At 72.8% G+C, this 1,600-nt stretch carries 2 pseudogenes; both read right to left on the bottom strand.

The window, feature by feature from the left end:
- Positions 1–132 (bottom strand): annotated as a pseudogene (locus tag I5I_RS17570) (AAA family ATPase); the annotation flags it as partial.
- A 15-nt stretch (positions 133–147) separates the two neighbouring features.
- Positions 148–1,600, bottom strand: a pseudogene (locus I5I_RS08145) (Ig-like domain-containing protein); the annotation flags it as partial.

Genomic DNA, 1,600 nt, shown 5'->3' with positions numbered 1-1,600 from the left:
GTCTTCGCTGAGCATGGCGGTCAGGATGAGCTCGACGACGTGACGCTTGCCGAGCACGGCGCGCTCGACGTTGTCGGCCAGTTGCGCGAAGGTCTGGGCGAACCAGGTCGCCTGCTCGGTGGTGATCGTCATGAGGACTCCGTCGGGTCAGCCGGCCGGGTTCGGCGCGGTGGAGGGCGTACAGCGTGTCGCGAGCTCTGCGCTCGCGGGGGCGAGGTTCCAGCCTTGCCCGGACCAGTCGACGACGACACGGATGCCGGTGACGCGCACGGCCTCCGCGGGCACCGTCCACGGGTCCGTTCCGGGAACCAGCAACGCGTCGTTCTTGTCGTAGTAGCGGATGCCGGCGGCATCGAACGTCACCGCGGCATCCGAGCCGCTCGATCCGGCGGTGCGCGTGAGGGTCGTGCCGCCGGTGCACGTGCCGAGCGACCAGGACGCCTGCACCTGGTAGGGAGCGCTGCCGGCGGCGGGGACGACATTGCCCCAGTCCGACTGCCACCACCCGTCCTTGTGCTCGTAGCGCACCTCGATCCCGGGGTCTTTGTCGAACACGCTGCTCGGCAGTCCCCGGAAGACGACGTTGTTGTCGTTCGGCGGCGTCTCGGGCGACGTGGGCGTCTGATCGATCGTCCACGTGGCGCGGCCCGACGGGGTGCCGTCGCCGGCAACGTGGGCGGTGGGGCCGACGACGAAGGTGTACCCGGTCGGCGCGGCTCCGCTCTGCACCGCGCGCACCGTGTTGGTGACGGTGGCCCGACCGAAGGAGCGGGAATCGAACCACGACTCCGCGCAGAGGGCGAAGGTGTACAGGCGCCCGTCCGGGAGACCGCGGAAGACGCGCTGTCCGCCGTCGTCGCTCGTGCGACAGCTGTCGACGGAGACCGGGGCGCCGTCCTGGCCGACGGGGCCGTCGAGACGCACGATGCCGTACCGCACGCGGGCGCCGTCGCCCCCCGGCGTCGCCGTTCCCACCGCCGTGATGTCGACGCGGCCGCCGCCGACGTTGACGGCCGTGAGGGTCAGCGTGCCCTGCGTCGGCGCACCGATGCCGTGCGCCGACACCGTCGTGGAGCCGATGGCGGGGCCGGGCAGGCCCGGCGGGGCCGTGTACCGCGACAACGGTGTGATCGTCACGTCGGTCGCCGTGTTCGCGCCCACGCGGAACGCGGGCACCGTGACGGTGGTCTGCGACGAGCCGACGGCGATCGTCTGCGTCTCGCCGACCGGACTGGTGATCTGCAGGGATCCGGTGTTCGCGGCATCCACGCCGGAGATCGCCAGCGACGCGACGCCGCCGTCGGCCCCCGCGACGACGGGAGCCGCGGTCGCACCCGTGGGAGCGGACGGCGGGTCGTACGCCCACGCGGTCGTGCGCACCGCGGTGAGCGATGACCCCACCGCATTCACCGCGACGGCCTCGTAGGAGCGCTGCTCGCCGTTCGGGGCGCTGATCGGCGGGCAGATGCCCTGCGGGGTGCACACCGCCACGCGCTGGCCGCCCTGACGGACCTCGAACCCGGTGAGCACCGGGTAGGCGGCCTGCGCCGGTCCGGGATCGACGCGGAGCGTGAGAGAGCCGTCGGCGTAGGCGGACTGG

It is taken from the genome of Microbacterium sp. B24, assembly GCF_000333415.1.
Lineage (GTDB): Bacteria > Actinomycetota > Actinomycetes > Actinomycetales > Microbacteriaceae > Microbacterium.
This window is presented reverse-complemented; position numbering and strand designations above follow the sequence as displayed.